Here is a 20356-nt window from a genome sequence, read left to right on the forward strand (position 1 = left end):
AGTTTTTATGACCCTGATATGCAGCATTTGACCCACTTAGTGCGGTCAAATTATAAAAATATTATCATAAATAATTGAAAATCAATCCTCACTTTTTTGATAAATTAAAGGCGGACAAGTCAGGAAATATCAAAAATAAGCAGATACCAAACTTATGTGCGCCTATATGCCCTATGATCCTGTGTTAAAAAAACAACTCATAAACAGAATATAAACAAAGAAACTTTCAGATTATCCGCCTTGCTTCGCTGAAGTCTTTATTCAACCATACCACGCCGGGTTTTTTACCTTTTTCAAAGCTGCCCAAATCGTTATGCCAGTGCAGCGCCTTTGCTCCGTTTAGAGTGGCCCATTGTAAAAGGGTAGCTATAGGAATATCCGGTAAGTGTTTATGAATAGCCGCCATTTCACTGGTAATACTTAATTGCCGGTTGCTGCCATAACTATCTGTTCCCAAAACAATATTACAATTGTGCCTGATAAAGAGATCAATTGGCGGCAGCTTTTCCTCTATATACAAATTGGCATTGGGGCATAGACAATATACTAATTGCAGTCCGTTCATTTCCGCGTATTCATTGGCGAAAATAATATCTTCTTCAGGCGTATAGGTATTGTGTACCATGATAATGGTTTGCCCGTTATTAAAATAGGGCAACCAGGTTTGTATACTGCTTTTTCCGGAAACAGCCAACGGCATTGATTTGCGGCCAATACTTTCATAAAACCTGAGGAACCTGCCACTACCATTGGTAAATAATTGGTCTTCATCGGCGCATTCCTGGTTATGGATGGTGATGGTTTTGTTTTTTGTATTTTTATTTATAAGGGAAAAAGTAAGTGGCGACACACTGTAAATGGCATGTGGCGACAGCGCCACATTGGAGGTGGAAGGCAGTGCTTCTTTGAATTCATTTGCCATATTATTATACAGCACAACACGTTCTGCTGCTTTTGCATCGTCCAGATTGGTTAGCTCAAGGAAATTATACCATTGTATATTGCTTTTTTCTTTTTGCCGTATGGAATAAAGCTGGTTGCAGATATCGCCTGTAGCTACAATACCATTTTCATACATTTCTTTATCTGCTAAAGCCATACTCCGCTCTTTTTCTGCCTGATCAACTTTGGGAAATCCCATAACGGAGGATATAAAATGGGTAAGTCCCCGCCCGGCAGGGATACGATTGCGCATATGGCTAAGCTCCAGGTGGCAGTGGCAGTTGATGTGCCCGGGCATGAGTATACCGCGGAATTGCTGAATATCATTGCCCGCTTCTCCTGTTACAATATCCACTACTGTTCCCCCTTCATCGGTAACCAGCACATGGGAATGATCAAGAAGTTGGTATCCTGTAAACAAATGATCCGCCTGAAATTTGCAATACGCCATAGCTAAACTAACTTTGCTGCCCTAAAAAGCCGGTAACACAAAAATAACAGAAAACCATCCACGGGGCAATTGTGGAAACAAATAGCGATGTTAGACAAATTAGAAGCGATAAAAGCAAGATTCGACCAGTTGGGTGTTGCACTCACCAATCCGGAGATTGTGAATGACAACAAAAAGTTTACGGCTACCAGCAGGGAATACCGGAGCTTAGAGAAGATTGTGCAGGCCTATAATGCCTATAAAAATGTATTGGATAATATTGAATTCAATACTGAAGTGTTAAATGGCGATGATGATGAGATGCGGAATCTTGCAAAAGAAGAATTACCGGTTCTGGAAGAGCAGAAAGAAACAATGGAAGCCGGTATCCGCCAGATGCTGATACCCAAAGACCCGCAGGATGAAAAGAATGCTATTCTTGAAATACGTGCCGGTACCGGGGGAGATGAGGCATCATTGTTTGCAGGTGACCTGCTGCGTATGTATATCCGCTATTGTGAGCGGAGGGGTTGGAAAACGGCGATCCTCAGTGAAAATGAAGGTACCGTTGGGGGGTATAAAGAAGTTGAGCTGGAGGTAACAGGTGAAGATGTGTATGGTATATTAAAGTTTGAAAGTGGCGTACACCGCGTACAGCGCGTACCACATACGGAAGCCAGCGGCCGGGTGCACACCAGCGCTGCCACCGTGGCTGTGATGCCCGAAGCGGAAGAAGTGGATTTTGAGCTGAGGGAAAGCGATGTAAAAATGGAAACCTCGCGGAGCGGTGGCGCAGGCGGACAAAATGTGAATAAAGTAGAAACCAAGGTGATGCTAACGCATATTCCTACCGGCACGGTGGTGATATGCCAGACAGAGCGTTCGCAATTGGGCAACCGCGAAAAAGCCATGCAAATGATGCGAACCCGCTTATATGAAGAGCAGGTGCGTAAGCAGGAAGAAGAAATAGCGCGCCATCGTAAAAGCCTCGTGAGCACGGGAGACCGGTCGGCAAAGATCAGGACCTATAATTATCCGCAGGGCAGGGTAACAGACCATCGCATAGGCCTTACCGTATATAATCTTGATGATGTGATGAACGGAAATCTCCAGGAATTTATGGAGGCGCTCCAGTTTGCGGAAAATGCAGAAAAGCTGACGCATGAGGGGGTTTGAAGAGTTTGAAATTTATTGTTTGTGGTTTGTAGTTGACAATCCCCTTCGGATGATTATGATTTGAGATTTAAGATTTGAAATTTGAGATTGCAGGTTACAGGTTGCATGTTTCAGGGGGGCGGATTTCGAATTTGTGACTGTCAGGCATTGACCGTCACCGATCAGTAAATAACTGCTAACGACAGGCTGTATACGCCTTCTTTACCCTGCTCATGGCTGAATCTGATTGCTGACAGCCCTCTTCGGATGTCGGATTTTCAACTTCGGGTTTCGCATTTGAGAGTTATCCGCCACGGCTGACAGTTTTGAGATTGGTGCAGGGTGCAGGTTACAAGTTTCAGGTTGCAGGGAATATCAGCATTGTTCACTTTTATTCAATAATTGAAATGGAAGAATTTTTGCTCTGCCCGCCCGGATGAACCGTTCGGACGGGGTATTGTTATACAGCACCGTCCCTCTCCTACGGTGTGGACAGGGAAAGAGCCCGCCCGAACGACGTTCAGTCGGGCGGGGGTGAGGTATTCCATTAGTTTATTTACTTTGCAGCTATTATAAAATACAAAGGATGAAAATATTAATTACCGGTACAGCAGGATTTATAGGATTTCACCTGGCTAACTACCTGATAAAGCGTGGCGATGAAGTAGTAGGATTGGATAGTATTAATGATTACTATGATGTTAATCTCAAATACAACCGCCTGCAAACCGTCGGAATAAATAAAGAGAATATGGAATATAATAAGTTGGTCTCCAGTTCCAAACATGCCAATTACAGCTTTATTCAACTGCAGTTAGAAGATAAGGAGAACCTGGAAAAATTATTTGCCGGTCAGCAATTTGATAAAGTATGTAACCTTGCTGCGCAGGCCGGTGTGCGCTACAGTCTCACCAACCCCGATGCATACCTTAACAGTAATATCGTTGGTTTTCTTAACATTTTGGAATGTTGCCGTCATAATAAAGTAAAGCATTTGGCCTATGCCAGCAGTTCAAGTGTATACGGGCTCAATGGTAAATCGCCCTTTGCTACTTCCGATAATGTAGATCATCCGATTTCCTTATATGCCGCCAGTAAAAAAAGCAATGAACTCATGGCGCATACCTACAGTCATTTGTTTAAAGTTCCTACTACCGGGCTTCGGTTTTTTACGGTATATGGCCCCTGGGGCAGACCGGATATGGCCTTGTTTCTGTTTACCAAAGCCATACTTGAAAACAAACCCATCCAGGTGTTTAATAATGGCAATATGGTAAGAGACTTTACATATATAGCCGATATTGTAGAAGGAGTGGTAAGAGTAATTGACAATCCCCCGGCTGGCAACCCTTTATGGGATGCTGCTCATCCCGATCCTTCCACTTCCACTGCGCCGTATAAAGTATATAATATAGGAAACAACAACCCGGTTCGGCTAATGGATTTTATTGAAGCCATTGAAGAAGCCCTGGGCAAAAAGGCCGAAAAGCAGCTATTGCCTATGCAGCCGGGAGATGTTGCCTCTACCTGTGCCGATGTGGAAGACCTGGTGCGGGACCTGCACTATAAGCCGGATACAAAAGTGGGCGAGGGCATAAAAAATTTCATTGAGTGGTACAGGGCGTATTATAAGTAGTGAGTAGTGAGTGAATGTGACACGATTAAGGGGATCTGGCTAAGGCCTATAGTTTTATGAAATAATTTACATTTCTTCCTCTAAAATGAATGGGTAAGATTGCGAATCCGGATCATTAAATTGTACGAATCACACGCTTTTTTTGCGTACCCGAAGGGAACTTTTAAAAAAATTTTGCGCTTTATATGAATACCCTAACTTTGCCGCAGGAAAAGGAACGACAGAAGGGAACGATTCGTTCCCTTCTTCATTTATCAGACTATGATCAGCGATGCAACAACAGGGGTTATAGAACAAATGATGACCACATTACTGGCTGATAATCCCGACTATTTTTTGGTGGAAATCAAAACAAATCCTGCCAATAATATAAAGGTTTTTCTGGATGCAGATGCTGGCGTATCTATAGACAAATGCGTGAAGTATAACCGGGCATTGTATAAACAGATAGAAGAAAGCGGGATTTTCCCTGAAGGTGATTTTTCTCTTGAAGTGTCTTCCCCGGGGCTGGATGAACCACTAAAGCTGAAACGCCAGTATAGTAAAAATACAGGCAGGAATGTGGAAGTACTTTTGCACGATGGCAGCAAAGTGGAGGGAAAGTTATTAGCGGTAAATGATGCAGATATACAGGTGGAAGAAGTAAAAGGTAAAAACAAGAAAAAAGAAGTAGTAGAACATACCATACGCATTGATAACATTAAAACAACTAAAATTCAAATTCAATTTTAACGACCCTTGCTGAATAAAGGGCATCCCCCTGGTTCAGTTGAAGGATAAAAAGCTGTAATATGGCAAGTATTAATCTTATTGAATCCTTTCAGGATTTTAAAGACGCGGAGAATATAGACCGGCCCACGCTTATGAAGGTGCTGGAAGACGTGTTTAAAACCTTACTCCGCAAAAAATACGGTTCGGATGAAAATTTTGACGTAATTGTGAACACGGAAAAAGGCGACCTTGAAATTATTCATCGCAGAACCATAGTCGAAAACGGGCAGGTAGAAAATCCTGTTGCTGAAATTGCATATAGCGATGCTACCAAGATTGAACCTGACTTTGAAGTAGGCGAGGAATTATTCCAGGAAGTGGATATCCTTGATTTTGGCCGTCGTGCTATTTTGGCCGCCAAACAAACCCTGGCAAGCCGTATCAGTGATTTAAAGAAAAACAGCCTGGTTAAAAAATATGCCGATCGTGTTGGTGAAATTATTAGTGCAGAAGTATACCAGGTATGGAAAAAAGAAGTATTATTATTAGATGAAGATGGCAATGAGCTGATTATACCCAAATCGGAACAAATACCTTCGGATTATTTTAAGAAAGGTGAAAATATAAAAGCGGTGGTGAAAAAGGTGGAATTGAAGAACAATTCCCCTGTAATTATTTTATCCCGCACACATCCTTCTTTCCTGGCTAAATTGCTTGAAATAGAGGTGCCGGAGATTTTTGACGGATTGATTGTGATTCGTAAAATCGTACGTGAGCCCGGCGAAAGAGCCAAAGTGGCGGTAGAATCCTATGATGACCGTATTGACCCGGTAGGAGCCTGCGTAGGGATGAAGGGAAGCCGTATTCACGGCATAGTTCGTGAATTGAAGAATGAAAATATTGATGTAATTAACTGGACCAATAATACCCAATTGCTCATCCAGCGTGCTTTAACGCCGGCCAAAGTGAGTTTTATGGAAATTGATACAGAGAGAAAGCATGCGAATGTATATCTTAAGCCCGACCAGGTGTCGCTCGCAATTGGTCGCCGGGGTGTTAATATTAAATTAGCCTGTGAGCTGGCAGGATATGAAATTGATGTGTTCCGTGATGATGAAAACCAAACGGAAGAGTTTGATATTGACTTAGACGAATTTGCAGATGAAATTGATACATGGGTAATTGACGAGTTGAAACGTATTGGATGCGATACGGCCCGCAGCGTGCTGGATTTAACGACAGAAGAATTAGAAAGAAGGACCGACCTTGAAAAAGAAACCATTGAAGCGTTAAGAAAAGTGCTGGAAGAAGAATTTCAAAAAGGATAAGACCCCCGGGGCGCCTATTTATAAGAACAGATAAAACAAACAAATCCCGTAAATTTTTATCAGAGTTGCGGGACAAAAAAGTATGGCTGAAATAAAATTACCACGCTTATTAGCAGCGGCCAAGGAGTTTAATATCGGGCAGGAAACACTCATTGATTTCCTGATTGGGAAGGGTTTTGCCAAAGATGAGCTAAAGCCTACCAGCAAGCTAACGGAGGATATGTATTTTTCCCTCCAGCAGGAATTTTCATCTGATAAAGCCGCTAAAGCTAAGAGCGACCAGATAGAGATACCCAAAGGCAATGTGATGGAGGCCCGGAAAAAGAAAGATGAAGAAGAAATTTTATTCAAAAAAGAAGTAAAGAAAAAGCAGTCAGAAAAAGAAGCAACGGTTACAGCAGAAATACCCCCTGCCCCGGTTCCGGAACCAGAAGCACCTCCTGCTCCAAAGCCAATTCCTGAACTACCAAAGCCGGAGATCACTAAAATTGAAGCACCGGAAATTGAAGGTCCTAAAATATTAGATAAAATTGATCTGAGCACTATAGATTCTTCCACACGGCCTAAAAAAACAGCCAAGAAAAAGGTGGAAGAAAAAGTGCCGGAAGAAAAAATACCGGCAAAAGAAGAGGAAGTAGCCCCTGCAGAACAGGAAACAGCGCCTGAGGTGGATAATACGCCTGCTGAAACGGAAGTCGCTCCTGTAGAAATGAAACCTGCAGAAGAAGAAAAAGAAGAAGAAAACCCCGCCGTAATAGAAAATATCCGCGCCGAAAAGTTAGAAGGACCCAGAATTGTAGGCAGGATCACGCTGCCTTCTAACAGCGAAACACGCCCGGCTGCTAAACCACAGGAAGAAAAGCGCAAACGCAAACGTATTCCTATCGAAAAAAGAGACCAGGCACAACCGCGCCAGGACGATCAAAACAGACCCCAACAAAGAAGAGAAGGTACGCGTCCGCCTATACAAAAACAAGGCGACAGAAAGGATAACAGGCCGCAGGGACAGGGACAAGGCGGTAATGCTGCCGGCGGACGGTTTGGCCACGGCCACGGAAGACCCGGAGACAGGCGCCGGGATAGTAAAGAAGTGAAGGAAATTGATGCCAAAGAAATACAGGATAAGATCCGGGAAACCCAGGCTAAGCTCGCCGGATCGTCAAGGGGAGGCAAAAGCACAAAATCAAAATTGCGGAGAGCAAGACGCGAGGAGGCCGAACACTTAGCGGGTGAAGCGCAGGAAGACAACAAACTGCAGGTAACTGAATTTGTAACGGTAAGTGAACTTGCCAACCTCATGGATGTAAGTTTTGCTGAAGTGATCGGTAAGTGTATGGGGTTGGGTATAATGGTATCTATCAATCAGCGCCTGGATGCGGAAGTAATAGAGTTGGTAGCCGGAGAATTTGGTTTTGAAGTAGAGTTTATTGGTGTGGATGATGTAGAGGAAGACGAAGATGAAGAAATAGAGGATCAGCCCGAAGAGCTTGAGCCAAGGGCGCCTGTTATTACAATAATGGGTCACGTGGATCATGGTAAAACATCATTGCTGGATTATATACGCAGTGCCAAAGTGGTGGCAGGAGAAGCCGGAGGAATTACCCAGCATATGGGCGCCTACCAGGTAACAATAGCATCAGGAAAAAAACTTACTTTTTTGGATACGCCGGGTCACGAAGCATTTACGGCTATGCGTGCCCGTGGCGCCAAAGCGGCTGATGTGGCTATTATTGTAATTTCCGCCGATGATGCGGTGATGCCGCAAACGCGTGAAGCCATCAGCCATGCGCAGGCAGCCAGCCTGCCTATGATATTTGCTATTAATAAAATAGATAAAGACGGGGCTAATCCGGAAAAGATCAAGGAGCAGCTATCAGCGATGAATATCCTGGTGGAAGACTGGGGTGGTAAATACCAGAGCCAGGAAATATCTGCTAAGACGGGTCTGAATGTGGATCTTTTACTGGAAAAAATCTTACTGGAAGCAGAATTGCTCGATCTTAAAGCCAATTCGGCCCGCGAAGCAACAGGAACCATTATTGAAGCCTCTTTGGATAAAGGCCGCGGATTTGTGGCTACCATGCTGGTTCAAAGCGGTATCTTACGCCAGGGGGATATAGTGGTGAGCGGTCAGTTTTTTGGGCGTGTAAAAGCGATGTTTAACGAGCGCAATCAGCGCCTGGAAGAAGCAGGACCCTCAAGCCCTGTGCAGATATTAGGACTAAACGGCGCACCACAGGCTGGTGAAAAGTTTAAAGTATACCACGATGAAAGCGAAGCCAAGGATACAGCTACCCGCCGGGCACAGATACTGAGAGAGCAGGGTATACGCGCCAAGAAACATATAACATTGGATGAGATCGGAAGACGTTTGGCCCTGGGCAACTTTAAACAGCTTAATCTTATTATTAAAGGCGATGTGGATGGTTCGGTAGAAGCCCTGAGTGATTCATTGCAGAAATTATCTACCGAAGAAATCGCCGTATCTGTAGTGCATAAGGCTGTTGGCGCCATTACCGAAAGTGATGTGTTGCTGGCTGCCGCATCGGATGCTATTATTGTAGGCTTTAATGTACGTCCTTCTATACAGGCTTCTAAACTGGCCGAAAAAGAAGGTGTTGAAATCAAAGCATACTCTATTATTTACAATGCCATTGAAGAACTGAAGAGCGCTATGGAAGGGATGATGGAACCGACCATTACAGAAAAAATAATAGCCAATGTTGAGATAAGGGAAGTATATAAATTCGATAAAGCAACTGTTGCAGGCTGCCAGGTATTAGACGGTAAAATAAGCCGCAATTCTAAAGTAAGGCTGATCCGTGACGGAATTGTAATATATCCTACCGGTGAAGGACAAAGCGCAGAACTGGGATCGTTGAAACGGTATAAAGATGATGTGAAAGAAGTGTCGAGCGGTATGGAATGCGGACTCACCATTAAAAACTATAACGATCTGAAGGCAGGCGACGTTGTGGAAGCGTTTGAAATTGAAGAAGTAAAAAGGAGCTTGTAAACCTTTGTTAAATAAGCAGGCTGTATTGCCCCTCCGGTGAAATGCCTTTATTTTTGAATGGCTTAGAAAGGTTAATTATGAAACAATTCATATTTGTTGTTGTTCTGTTTGCAATGAGCAGTTTGGTTACGGCTCAGGTGGGGCAGTCAAAAAAAGTACTGGCCGATAAAATCATTGCTGTAATTGGTGATAAAATCGTGCTTAAATCAGATATTACAAATACTATTGAAGATGAAAAAAGGCAGGGCCGCGAATTGCCACCCGATGCGGGTTGTGTGCTGTTGCAACAAATGATGGTAAGAAAAGCGCTGATGCTGCAGGCTCAAAAAGACTCTTTGCCGGTAAGCGATGAAGAAATTGAAGCGGAACTGGACCAGCGGATCAGGTATTATATTAGTGCCTATGGCGGCAAAGACGCATTGGAACAAATAGCAGGAAAAAGTATTTACCAGATTAAGGAAGATAACCGCATAGCCATTAAGGAACAGAAGCTGTCGGAAGCCATGCAAAGATCCATTATTGAAAATGTAAGAATTACGCCTACGGAAGTGAGGGATTACTTTGAAAAAATTCCTACGGACAGTTTGCGATTTTATGAAACGGAACTGGAAATAAAACAGGTTGTGGCTTATGCAAAGGCCAGCCGGGAACTTGAAAAATATGCGCAGGATGAACTGGCGGAATATAAAAGGCAGATAGAAAGCGGCACCACCTCATTTGACCGTGTGGCCAAAATGTATAGTGATGACCCGGGTACTAAAGAAGCGGGAGGTCGTTTTGAGTTTAACAGGAACGATAAAAGTGTAGATGGCACTTTCTCTTCAACTGCGTTTGCCTTAAAAGAAGGGCAAATATCAAGAGTAGTAAAATCAAAATTCGGGTATCATATCATACAATTGGTAAGCAGAACAGGTGATGATGTGGTGGTACGACACATTCTTAAAATACCCCAGATTACCGATAAAGAAGTAAACGATGCGATTGCAAAATTAGATACCATAAGAGCAAAGCTGGTTACCAACGCAATGTCGTTTGGTGAAGCGGTGGATAAATACAGCGAGGATGAAAACAGTAAGTTTACTGCGGGATCTATCACTAACCCCCAGGGTTCTCCTTATCTTACCATCCAGGACCTGGATAAAAGCCTTTTGCCTGTATATAATGAATTAAAAGTGGGTGAATACTCGAAGCCTGTTCCTTTCACTGACGAGAGAGGCAGAAAAGGCGCCCGCATTGTTTATATACAAAGCAAAACCGAGCCGCACCGCGAAAACCTCAAGGACGATTATAACAAGATTGCCCAGCGGGTGCTGGAAGAAAAAAAGGGTGAAATACTGAACAACTGGTTTAAAACCAAAATGCCTACTTACTACATTTCTGTAGATGAAGAGTTTCGCCAGTGCAGCGAAGTAAACAAATGGCTGGCGTTATCGGCAAATAATGCTAAGTAAACCTTATACATTTACAAGTGTTGCTTCTTCGTGCACAATTCCATTTACGGCATATTTCTCCTTTATTTCATGTAACACGCATTCTACTTCAGCCTGCGTTTTTACGGTTACCAATTGCATGCGGAAGTCTTTGATATGGGATAATCCTTTCAGATAATTTGCGTAATGCCTTCTCATTTCCAGGATACCCAAAACGGGGCCTTTCCATTCTACTGATTTGCGCAGGTGGGTGCGGCATACTGCTATTCTTTCCTCAACGGAAGGAGAGGATAATAAAGTTCCGGTTTGTATATAATGCTTTATTTCCCTGAATATCCAGGGGTATCCGATAGCAGCGCGGCCTATCATAATTCCATCTACTCCATACCTGTTCTTATATTCCACAGCTTTCGGGGGGCTGTCAATATCGCCATTGCCAAATATGGGAATATGTATGCGTGAATTGTTTTTTACTGCTGCAATCAGGCTCCAGTCTGCGTCACCTTTATACAATTGCGAACGGGTGCGTCCGTGAATGGTAAGTGCCTGCACACCCACATCCTGCAGGCGTTCGGCTACTTCCTCTATATTTTTAGAACTGTCGTCCCAGCCTAAGCGTGTTTTAACGGTTACCGGTAATGATGTGGACCGTACAACGGCTTCGGTTAGCCTCACCATCAGGTTAACATCTTTCAGCACTGCGGCCCCCGCTCCTTTGCAAACTACCTTTTTTACCGGGCAGCCAAAGTTAATATCCACCAGGTCGGGTTGCACAGCATCAATTATTTTAGCGCTGAGCGACAAAGCTTCCTCATCACCCCCAAACATTTGTATGCCAAAGGGACGCTCAAATTCAGAAAAATCTAATTTTTGTTTGCTTTTAATAGCATCCCTGATCAGCCCCTCGCTGCTGATAAATTCACTGTACATAAGATCGGCGCCGTTTTGTTTGCATACATAACGGAATGGTGGATCACTCACATCTTCCATGGGAGCCAGAAGAAGTGGAAATTCGGGGAGCTGTATAGAACCTATTTTTACCGCCATTGCACGAACTGTCTTATCTTGCATTTGTGGAACGGAACCAGTGCAGGTTTACCATATTTTGCAATACATTGCAAAAACTCAAAGAGTTGATATTCAATACCTGTATGCCTTGTTTCATTCCAATACAAGCCGCAAATGTACACACTAATTTTATAAATTATGTACGACGCAGATTCCAAAGGGGTTTCTTATGCCAATGCTTTTTTAATTCTGATAGGGCTATGGATAGCAGGTTTTATTGCCGGCGGAGTATTGAGCATTCCCGTATGGGTAGCGATGACAGGCAAAGGAGTAATGAGCATGCCTGCAGAATTACTTAAGCCGGAAAATATTAATGCCGTTCGGGTTATCCAGGTAGTGTCTACAGCGGTAACCTTTTTTTTGCCTGCTTTTTTTACTGCGTTGATTATTAACCGCCGTCCTGTTAAATTATTAGGATTTACCACACAATTTAATTACAGGCAACTGCTTTTGGCGCTGGGTATCATGTTTGGAGCAGCTATTACAGCGGCATCTCTCGCAGAGCTTAATGAACTGATTCCTATTCCCAAAAATGCGGCGGATTATTTTAGAAAATTAGAAGACAACTATAGCGCCCAGGTAGAAGCCATGACCAATATCAGAACATTTGGCGACTATATCATTTCTATCATTATGATCGCTTTGTTGCCGGCCGTGTTTGAAGAAACCTTTTTCCGTGGCGGGATGCAAAACCTGCTTACCCGGTTTTCAAAAAAGCCCTGGCTGGCAATTCTGATAACCAGTCTTATATTCAGTGTTATTCACCTTTCCTACTATGGTTTCCTGGCCCGTGTATGCCTGGGGGTAGTATTGGGCTTGATCTTTTATTATTCACGCAGCCTTTGGCTGAGTATTGCGGCGCACTTTTTCAACAATGCCATAGCCGTTACTCAAATGTATGTGCTGATAAAGCAGGGCAAACCGGTAAAGGAAGCCATGAATGAAACCTACCCCATGTGGTGGGGGATCATTGGCGTTATTCTTTTGTATGTGTTGTTTATCGTTTTCAAAAGAATTTCGGCAAAAGCCATACAAAAATATACAACCCCGGAAGACAGGGCTCTGGAAGAAAAATGGATTGCTTGAACGGATTTGAAATTTGAAATTTAAGACCAGCCTACCGTTTGAGATTATTTGTCTTCGGGTTGTACTCTTTCTTCGGGATTCGGATTTATTTGTTATTTGTCTTTTGGTTCTTGGTTTTTATTGTTTTTGAATTCTTCTCCGGGGGGTTCGGATTTTTAGCTTTAAACTAATAGCAATGGCAATGAACTGGCAGGTATTTAAAACCAGGGCGCTTACAGCACTGGTGTTTGTGGCAGTAATGCTGGCCGGCCTGTTTTGGAATGAATGGAGCTTTTTTATTTTATTTTCGGTTATACATTGGGGTTGTTGGATCGAATACCAGAAACTGGTTAAAAGAATTGACCCTTCTTATGCAAATATATCTTCCTTTCATGAGTATGGCGTAATGCTGGCAGGATGGTCGCTGATGTTGTATTGTGCCGGTGATGGTTACCGGGTGGGAAACATTAGCCTGCATGCCATAGGGCTTATTGCGGGATTGGTTTTTGCTTTTGCGCTGCCCATCATTGAAATTCTTTTTTCGAAGCAGTTCAATCTTAAGCACATCGGCTACTCTGCTATGGGGTTATTGTATATTTCCTTAAGCTGGGCACTTATGATCAGCATAAGATCTATGGATGGACTATGGATTTCGGGGAAAGGCAGTCATTTTGAAACGGGCCGGATAGTGCCGCTTGTTATCATTTTTTCAATCTGGATCAATGATACGATGGCTTATATTACCGGGTCTTTCATAGGACGAACGCCGTTTTCAAAAGTATCACCCAAAAAAACAATAGAAGGCACAATTGGCGGAGCTGTATTGTGTGTTGCGGTAATGGGTATGCTGGTATATTATATGCGGTTGCCTGTTGCGCATGTATGTATTATTGCGGGCATAGCAGCTATTTTGGGTACTGCAGGCGATTTGCTGGAGAGTAAGCTGAAACGTATGGCTAATGTAAAAGACAGCGGTCGCATTATGCCGGGGCATGGCGGTTTTTTAGACAGGTTTGATTCATTGTTACTGGCTACACCGGTGGTATGGTTGTATGTGATGACCATCATGAAATGAATAGCCGCAAAATTTTGATGCTCTTTCGTCATTGCCTACTTTTGCTCCTTCAACCTGTATAAATGACAGTACATAAAGAGGGATATCAAACCATTGCACTTTGCGGATTGTTTTTTGTGATCATCAACCTTGTGCTGTTTTATTTTTTGCCTTATAGTGTAAGCTGGCTGGCCTGGATTATTTTTATTCTTTCTTTTTTGTTTTTCCTTTTTATCATTTCTTTTTTTAGGGTACCCAAACGTACACTCACCCTTGATGATACTAAAATTGTTGCACCGGCCGATGGTAAAGTGGTAGTGATTGAAGAGACCATTGATGAAGAATATTTTAAAGAGAAGCGTTTGCAGATATCCATTTTTATGAGTCCCGCCAATGTGCACCAGAACCTTAATCCCGTAAGTGGCGAAGTGGTGTACAGCCGTTATCACAAGGGAAAATACCTGGTGGCATGGGATCCTAAATCATCTACAGATAATGAACGGCATACGGTTGTAATACGAAACGGAAATGCAGAAGTGCTGGTTAAGCAAATTGCCGGTGCGGTAGCCCGTCGTATTATAAACTATCTTAAACCCGGGCAAAAAGTACAGCAGGGCGCTGAATTAGGGTTTATAAAATTTGGCAGCCGGGTTGATGTGCTTTTGCCACCCGGTACAAAAATTCATGTTCAGTTGAACCAGGCTGTAGAAGGCGGAATAACTGTACTCGCAAGCTGGGGTGGGTGAATGTGAAAATGTGGCAAATGTGGCAAAATCCATAAGGTTTGCAGGACGGGAATTGCAGGGTGAGAAAACCTCATAGATTAATATGGCGGTCGGTACGCGATGAAGGAGCGTCAGACCGCGTAGAAATTTAAGAATAGCATTATCCCTAAAAGATATTTTCAAGCTCTTTCAACGCATATACAGTGTAGGTTGGTTGTAAAGGCGGCGGAATATTCTTATGGTTAATATATACCTGGTCAATGCCGGCGTTTTTTGCACCCACTATGTCTGCCTCAATGTCGTCGCCCAGCATAATGCTCTCACTTTCTGTTGCCCCGGTTTTGTGCAGTGCATACTCAAAAATTTGTTTGTGCGGTTTGAGGCTGTTGCTTCCTTCAGAGGTAATTACTTTTTCAAAAAAACCGGTAAGACCGGAATGTTTAAGTTTGCTGTGTTGTACCGTTTCAAACCCATTTGTTATAAGGTGTAATGCATAACCCTTGCCGCGCAGGTATTCCAGTATTTCTATCGCATAAGGAAATAGTAAAGTTCGTGTAGGCAGCTTGTCTAAAAAAAAGGCATCCATGCTTCGCGCCAGTTTTTCATTGCCTGTTTTAAAATCCAGCAAAGTATGCCACATCCGTTTCCATCGCAGGTCATCTCTTTTAATAAAACCTTTGCGGTAGCGTTCCCATAACCTGGTGTTATGATAAATATATCTTTCGTAAAACGCATCAAAACTATCTACGCCATGGGTAGTTAGTTCCAGCGCAACATGCAGTTCCTGCAGCGTTCGTTTTGCATTGGATTCGAAATCCCATAAGGTATGGTCCAGGTCAAAAAAAAGATGTTTGTAGGCCATGATATAAACAATGATGCAAAAGTACGGTGTTTGCCAGAAGTATGTAGATTTGGTGATTGCCGGGCATCGGAATCCGGATTGTATACATTGAACAGGGGAGTTTTTTTAAAAATTGTAATATCGGATACTTTTCATAGCATCCCTGTTTCACAATAATATGATTTATGAATATCATTATCACCGGCGCATCCAGGGGATTTGGAAAATCAATAGCTGAAATATTTGCCGCAAATGGACATAACCTGTATATCAGTTCGCGCAATGAAGTGAGCTTGTATAAAGCAATGGAAGAACTTACCACCCGTTTTCCGGAGGTTAGCATTAAAGCCAGACCATTTGATTTAAGCCGTAAGGAGCAGGTAAAAGATTTTGGTCACTGGCTTTTGGAATCTAATATTTCAATAGACATATTGATCAATAATGCAGGTTCATTTGAACCCGGAAGTGTATATAACGAGCCCGAGGGCACAATGGAAAATATGATGACGGTTAATTTTTACAGCGCGTACCATCTTACCCGGTTGCTGATCCATAAAATGATAGCGCAGCAAAACGGCCATATTTTTAATATGTGCTCCATCGCATCATTCCAGGCCTATAAAAATGGCGGTGCATACAGCATCAGCAAATTTGCTTTAGCAGGATTTTCAAAAAACCTGAGAGAAGAAATGAAACCACATGGAATTAAGGTTACAGCCGTATATCCTGGTGCAGCATATACCGATTCGTGGGCTGGTAGTGGTATTGATCCCAAACGAATAATGGTAGCAGATGATGTTGCAAAAATGATTTATGCAGCCTCGCAGCTTTCAGTACAGGCCTGCGTGGAAGATATTATATTGCGCCCCCTGTTGGGAGATTTGTGAGGGGAGCGAATAGTGAGTGGTCAGTGGTCAGAGGTGAGTGGCAGGTAAGCAAACTGATATTTCTATCGTTTTCTATTGTGCCTATGTGTTAATTGTTTTATTAAAATTGAAAAGAACGGTTTTCTTTTGCGGATGTATACATAGCCAGTACAATTTCCACTGCTTTGCGGGCCTCATTTCCATCAATTTCAAAAGCTTCCCCTGTTTCAACAGATGATATAAATGCAGCAATATTTTTTGCATGCAATTCAAACGGGATGGCCGAAGGATCTGCTGCGCCTCCGCCACTTTCATTTGTTGCGTATTGAGCGCGGATCCTTTCATCGTCTTTTGTTTCAGCAGCAAATTGCCAAACTTTAATGTTATTGTCTTCCAGTATAGCCGTTCCTTTGGTTCCTGTAATTTCTATACGGCGGGGCTGACCCGGAAAAGAAGCTGTAGAGCCATAAATAGAACCCAGGGCTTTATTTTTGAAGCGCAGAATAGCTGTTGCTGTATCCTCAGCTTCTATATTGTGACCAAGTGTAGCAATATAAGCGTGTAATGAATCAATGGGTCCCATAACGTATTGCAACATATCTACCATGTGAATGGATTGATTCATCATGGCTCCTCCTCCATCTAATTGCAGGGTGCCGCGCCACTTATGCTGGTAATATACATCGCTTCTCCACCAGGGTACATGCACTGAAGCATATGTAATTGTTCCAAACCGGCCTTCATCAACAGCGGTTTTCAGCAAATGAACCGTATCGGTAAACCGGTAATTAAAAATTCCGCCGAGCCGGGTTCCTGCTTTGCTATGCGCTTTAATCATTGCATCAATCCTTTCCGGAGAAATATCAATAGGTTTTTCACACAACACATGTTTACCCTGCAGAGCAGCTTCCACAGTGGGTTCCATATGCATGCCGCTGGGTGTGGCTATAGTAATGATGTCTATCTCCGGGTTGCGCAGCAAGGCATGATAGTCGGGAAACTCCCGGCAATTGTATTGCTTTGCCAGTATAGCTGCCCTGCCGGATCCTGCGCCACAGATCCCCATTAGCCGCGCATTACTAAGGTGCTGAATGGATTTGGCATGAAAATCGGCAACCATGCCGGCTCCTATAATTCCGAACTTCCAGGTTTTCATTCTTTTATGAGTTGCTTAAATATACTCAAATTTATCAGTGTAAAATGATACGGCAGCCTTCAATTTAAACTCATGCTTTAGCCTTATGCTTTTTTATAAACCATTTTGTTATTGCTCCTATAACAATACAGCTTAAACCCGAAAAAATAATTATCCATTCCAGGGAATAGGTATTGTTCATAGCAAGGGTATCTGTTTTCCCTATCAGCACAGGGCCTGCCCAGTAACAGGGCATAGATCTTTCTTTGGAAGCGGTTTTCAAAAATTCCAGCTTGGCTTTTTGTAAAGCCATATCGGTTGGTAAGCCTTTAACAAGATGTTTATAAAACAGCTCCGTAAGTAAATAGGTGGAAGTATTATCAACAGACCATAAATTGGCGATAGCAGCAGGAACGCCCAGCGCGGCAAACCCTCGATTGAAACTAAAAATGCCTTCACCATGATAGTTTTTGCCTTTTGCTGTTTGGCAGGCCGACAATACGATGAGTCGTGTAAAGGGTTTATGTACATTAATCAGGTCTGAAAGATATAGCGCTGAATCAGCAAAATATATAACAGGCTCCTTATTTTCACTGCTGTCTGCGGCATGTGTATACAGTTGAATAACCTGGTATTTTGAGAATTGTTCTGTGAAATTACTCATAGAAGCATCAGCAGCTATATAGGTTACAGCATGATCGAAATAAGCAGAAATAGTATGCAGCGACTGATCGCTTCCCGGAAGCGCTGCCAGAGAAAAAGAGGCGGGATAACTAACCGGGGCAATACCCATAAAATTTTTACCGGTTGTTGGAGGTGGTGAAGTAAAATCATTCATAAGAAAACGGGCCGAATAGGTATAGCTTACGGCATGGTCATTCAAAAACCAGGCAGGCGGTTGCCCCGGGCGACTGGTTACCAAAGCTTCAAACGGAAAATATTGGCCATCAGGCGATATGATGATGCGGTTGCCGGGTACAGGCAAATTGCGAAAGATAAGCTGGTATAAATCTGCTGCGGTTTTTACAAAATCATTGAACTTGCGGTTCATCAATCCTGCATCGGATAAATAAGAAACAAATTTGAGTGTGACATTTTCATAATCCTGCTTATTTATTTTAGTTAAATAATTATTGTTTGCTGTTACCAGCAGTGCATAAACAGCACGATCGCCCGAAAAAATTTCAAGCAGCGCATGATGCTCTTTTAACAAGACTTGCTGTACATTTTTTACGGTAATAAAGCCCGTATCAAGAAAGCTTTGATAATACAGGGGGTTGGCGGTCTTAATCTGTTGCTCCAGGAAATCCAATTCCTGTTTTTTTGAAAAGATTTCAGTAATAATTATTTTATTTCCGTCAGCATCTGCACGGCTCAATTCTTTTTCGAGGCGGAGTATTTGTTTCTTCAACTGGGTTTGTTTCAAAATATCAGTTTCTCCCATCCATCGTTGCCGGCTGAGCTGGTCGTTCAGTAATACAGCCCGGCTCTTTTCAAAAAAATAAAAAGCATCTTTGGTATTGCCCAGCAAATAGCAGGCATCAATAGCATTTTCATATAGTCGCCGGGAATCGGCCCTCCAGAAAAGTTTGGATTTTAGTTCGGATTGATTTAGCCTCACCTTGTCCAGTAACTGATCAGCCACTTTGTAAACGTTCAGTGCCTGGTTAAGGAGGTTGGTTTTTTTTAAGGGTTCATACTGATGTTTAAAGGCGTCGCCTTTATCTATTACAAGTCCTGTGAGGTAATGCATTTTTCCTTGCTTCACAAATTCATCAGATGAGGTATTAAGTAAAGACGTTTCATCGGCCCCGGTGCGAATTTGCCGGAATGCAAGACGGAAATAATAAAACGCGGAATCGTAAAGCTGTTTTCGAACATAAATATTTGCGATATTGTTTAATATATCTACAGACTCAATCGCTTCAGTGCTTTTTTCAAGTTTATTTCTGTTAATATAGTATAAAGCTTTTTTACAATAAAATAGCGCCCGGTCATCGTCATTAAAATAACGGAAGTGAATATTGTAGCCTATATTGTTTAATATAACCTTGCACCCTACATCATACCCTGTTTTGGCTGCGCACTTGAGCGCCAGTTGATAATTCAAAAGCGCTTTTTGAGCATCTCGTCTGTACAGATGTACTTCTGCTAATTGGGAATATATGGTTGCCAGGTAATCTTTGAGTCCGGCCCTTTTGCATTCATCGGCTTTATTGGTTAGAAGCCTTTCCGCAGTTTCATCGTCTTTCAATATCAGTAATGCATTCACTTTCCATAATAAACTTCGTAATCCGGTATCTATCAAGTCGAAATATTCATTTTTTTCAGCTTTTCCGGCATATTCTTTAGTATACCTTTCGCATATGGTTGCGTAATCTATACAATGCTGGTAATCTCCCATATTAAAAAAGTACTCTACTTTGGCAAGCAGAGAACTGACCAGATAGCTGTTCACAGTATTATATTTCATTGCCAGAGCAATACAGCTGTCAAGGCATTTCATCTTTTGGGTAACATTATTCAATGAATCACAGATCCAGCCAAGGCTATAATAGTTTCTTATATTATGTTTGATGTTTATAGAAGGGTTGCCGGCATTGGTATTAATCATATTAATGGACTGCTGCATATACCGGGCAGCCTTCAAGTAATCTGTTTCATAGAAATAGGTAGCGCCGATACGCTGTAACAACAAGGCATGGGTTGAATCAAACTGGTATACGCAAGATTTAATGCGATCTTCGTAATACAATAATTCCTTTAATTTTTCTGAAGGCGATAATGTTGAGGAATCTCTAAGAAAAATTAGTCTTTTCCACACCCTGGCTCTATCGGGGCATTGCCCAAATGAAAAAACAGGGAAAAGCAAATGAATGCAGACCGGTATTAGCACTTTAATAAACATGGCTGACTGATACATTCATAATCGCAACACTTCCTGAGAAGTATAT

Annotated in this window: 15 protein-coding genes; 10 read left to right on the plus strand and 5 right to left on the minus strand. The window is 42.5% G+C overall.

The window, feature by feature from the left end; genetic code table 11:
• Positions 1–226: 226 nt before the first annotated feature.
• Complete coding sequence (locus tag FRX45_RS13010; protein WP_152268877.1) at positions 227–1393, minus strand: amidohydrolase family protein; 1167 nt, start codon at positions 1391–1393, stop codon at positions 227–229.
• Between the two features lie 87 nt (positions 1394–1480).
• On the opposite strand from FRX45_RS13010, the gene prfA reads away from it, so the two are divergent.
• From prfA to FRX45_RS13040, 6 genes are all read left to right on the plus strand, one after another.
• A complete protein-coding gene (gene prfA / locus FRX45_RS13015; protein ID WP_152268878.1) occupies positions 1481–2548 on the plus strand; it encodes a peptide chain release factor 1 in 1068 nt (355 codons plus the stop codon).
• A gap of 565 nt (positions 2549–3113) precedes the next feature.
• Complete coding sequence (locus FRX45_RS13020; RefSeq protein ID WP_152268879.1) at positions 3114–4163, plus strand: NAD-dependent epimerase; 1050 nt, start codon at positions 3114–3116, stop codon at positions 4161–4163.
• A gap of 261 nt (positions 4164–4424) precedes the next feature.
• Positions 4425–4895, plus strand: a complete 471-nt coding sequence (locus FRX45_RS13025) for an LSm family protein (RefSeq protein ID WP_152268880.1) — start codon at positions 4425–4427, stop codon at positions 4893–4895.
• A gap of 59 nt (positions 4896–4954) precedes the next feature.
• The gene (nusA, locus tag FRX45_RS13030; RefSeq protein WP_152268881.1) at positions 4955–6202 is read left to right on the plus strand and encodes a transcription termination factor NusA; all 1248 of its coding nucleotides are present in this window, start codon (positions 4955–4957) and stop codon (positions 6200–6202) included.
• 82 nt (positions 6203–6284) lie between these two features.
• Positions 6285–9218 (plus strand): translation initiation factor IF-2, encoded by a 2934-nt coding sequence (infB, locus tag FRX45_RS13035; protein ID WP_152268882.1) that lies wholly within the window; start codon positions 6285–6287, stop codon positions 9216–9218.
• 77 nt (positions 9219–9295) lie between these two features.
• On the plus strand, positions 9296–10669 hold the full coding sequence (locus FRX45_RS13040) for a peptidylprolyl isomerase (RefSeq protein WP_152268883.1): 1374 nt from the start codon (positions 9296–9298) through the stop codon (positions 10667–10669).
• A 3-nt stretch (positions 10670–10672) separates the two neighbouring features.
• Here FRX45_RS13040 and dusB read toward each other — a convergent pair whose 3' ends face one another.
• Positions 10673–11719, minus strand: coding sequence for a tRNA dihydrouridine synthase DusB (gene dusB, locus FRX45_RS13045; protein ID WP_226805347.1), 1047 nt, complete (start codon positions 11717–11719; stop codon positions 10673–10675).
• 135 nt (positions 11720–11854) lie between these two features.
• Here dusB and FRX45_RS13050 point away from each other — a divergent pair, with 135 nt between their 5' ends.
• The 3 genes from FRX45_RS13050 to FRX45_RS13060 all read left to right on the plus strand — a co-directional run bounded on the left by FRX45_RS13050 (position 11855) and on the right by FRX45_RS13060 (position 14581).
• Positions 11855–12802: a CPBP family intramembrane glutamic endopeptidase gene (locus FRX45_RS13050; RefSeq protein ID WP_152268884.1), complete on the plus strand. Its 948-nt coding sequence runs from the start codon at positions 11855–11857 to the stop codon at positions 12800–12802.
• A gap of 175 nt (positions 12803–12977) precedes the next feature.
• Complete coding sequence (locus FRX45_RS13055) at positions 12978–13856, plus strand: phosphatidate cytidylyltransferase (protein ID WP_152268885.1); 879 nt, start codon at positions 12978–12980, stop codon at positions 13854–13856.
• A gap of 62 nt (positions 13857–13918) precedes the next feature.
• Positions 13919–14581 (plus strand): phosphatidylserine decarboxylase family protein, encoded by a 663-nt coding sequence (locus FRX45_RS13060; RefSeq protein WP_152268886.1) that lies wholly within the window; start codon positions 13919–13921, stop codon positions 14579–14581.
• 145 nt (positions 14582–14726) lie between these two features.
• On the opposite strand, the gene FRX45_RS13065 is transcribed toward FRX45_RS13060, so the two are convergent.
• Positions 14727–15422: a YjjG family noncanonical pyrimidine nucleotidase gene (locus FRX45_RS13065; RefSeq protein ID WP_152268887.1), complete on the minus strand. Its 696-nt coding sequence runs from the start codon at positions 15420–15422 to the stop codon at positions 14727–14729.
• Positions 15423–15586: 164 nt separating this feature from the next.
• Between FRX45_RS13065 and FRX45_RS13070 the strand changes: the two genes are divergently transcribed.
• Complete coding sequence (locus FRX45_RS13070; protein ID WP_152268888.1) at positions 15587–16288, plus strand: SDR family NAD(P)-dependent oxidoreductase; 702 nt, start codon at positions 15587–15589, stop codon at positions 16286–16288.
• A gap of 100 nt (positions 16289–16388) precedes the next feature.
• Here the strand turns inward: FRX45_RS13070 and FRX45_RS13075 are convergent, their stop codons facing one another.
• Positions 16389–17423, minus strand: coding sequence for a Gfo/Idh/MocA family protein (locus FRX45_RS13075; protein WP_152268889.1), 1035 nt, complete (start codon positions 17421–17423; stop codon positions 16389–16391).
• A 70-nt stretch (positions 17424–17493) separates the two neighbouring features.
• The gene (locus tag FRX45_RS13080; RefSeq protein ID WP_193311692.1) at positions 17494–20157 is read right to left on the minus strand and encodes a CHAT domain-containing protein; all 2664 of its coding nucleotides are present in this window, start codon (positions 20155–20157) and stop codon (positions 17494–17496) included.
• Between the last annotated feature and the right edge of the window lie 199 nt (positions 20158–20356).

Origin of the sequence: Agriterribacter humi, from assembly GCF_009192765.1 — a bacterium.
Classification (GTDB): domain Bacteria; phylum Bacteroidota; class Bacteroidia; order Chitinophagales; family Chitinophagaceae; genus Agriterribacter; species Agriterribacter humi.

Coding starts and splice junctions, on each gene's coding strand:
- FRX45_RS13055 (WP_152268885.1), top strand. CDS start 12,978: ATGGCAATGAACTGGCAGGTATTTAAAACCAGGGCGCTTACAGCACTG.
- FRX45_RS13050 (WP_152268884.1), top strand. CDS start 11,855: ATGTACGACGCAGATTCCAAAGGGGTTTCTTATGCCAATGCTTTTTTA.
- FRX45_RS13040 (WP_152268883.1), top strand. CDS start 9,296: ATGAAACAATTCATATTTGTTGTTGTTCTGTTTGCAATGAGCAGTTTG.
- FRX45_RS13070 (WP_152268888.1), top strand. CDS start 15,587: ATGAATATCATTATCACCGGCGCATCCAGGGGATTTGGAAAATCAATA.
- FRX45_RS13010 (WP_152268877.1), bottom strand. CDS start 1,393: ATGGCGTATTGCAAATTTCAGGCGGATCATTTGTTTACAGGATACCAA.
- nusA (WP_152268881.1), top strand. CDS start 4,955: ATGGCAAGTATTAATCTTATTGAATCCTTTCAGGATTTTAAAGACGCG.
- FRX45_RS13025 (WP_152268880.1), top strand. CDS start 4,425: ATGATCAGCGATGCAACAACAGGGGTTATAGAACAAATGATGACCACA.
- infB (WP_152268882.1), top strand. CDS start 6,285: ATGGCTGAAATAAAATTACCACGCTTATTAGCAGCGGCCAAGGAGTTT.
- FRX45_RS13020 (WP_152268879.1), top strand. CDS start 3,114: ATGAAAATATTAATTACCGGTACAGCAGGATTTATAGGATTTCACCTG.
- FRX45_RS13065 (WP_152268887.1), bottom strand. CDS start 15,422: ATGGCCTACAAACATCTTTTTTTTGACCTGGACCATACCTTATGGGAT.
- FRX45_RS13060 (WP_152268886.1), top strand. CDS start 13,919: ATGACAGTACATAAAGAGGGATATCAAACCATTGCACTTTGCGGATTG.
- dusB (WP_226805347.1), bottom strand. CDS start 11,719: ATGCAAGATAAGACAGTTCGTGCAATGGCGGTAAAAATAGGTTCTATA.
- FRX45_RS13075 (WP_152268889.1), bottom strand. CDS start 17,423: ATGAAAACCTGGAAGTTCGGAATTATAGGAGCCGGCATGGTTGCCGAT.
- prfA (WP_152268878.1), top strand. CDS start 1,481: ATGTTAGACAAATTAGAAGCGATAAAAGCAAGATTCGACCAGTTGGGT.